General features: G+C 62.2%; 1 protein-coding gene. It reads left to right on the forward strand.

All coding sequences use genetic code 11. The features are described from left to right. A partial coding sequence (locus EH240_RS37745) for a transposase (protein ID WP_148101216.1) occupies window positions 1–208 on the forward strand: 208 nt, incomplete at its 5' end. Window positions 209–222 lie beyond the last annotated feature (14 nt).

The raw sequence follows: 222 nt of genomic DNA on the forward strand, positions 1-222 counted from the left end.
TCGGCGAATCACCCCCGTCATCCCACCCAAGGCCAACCGCGTCACGCCGCGCCAAACCGATTTCGCGCTCTACCGCGAGCGCAATCTCGTCGAGCGCTTCTTCAACAAGCTCAAGCACTTCCGCGCCATCGCCACGCGCTATGACAAGACCGCGCGCAATTTCCTCGCCGCCGTCCAACTCGTCGCCATAACTTTCCTCCTCAACTGAGGACAGGCCCTAGG

The sequence above is a fragment of the Mesorhizobium tamadayense genome (assembly GCF_003863365.1).
Lineage (GTDB): Bacteria > Pseudomonadota > Alphaproteobacteria > Rhizobiales > Rhizobiaceae > Mesorhizobium > Mesorhizobium tamadayense.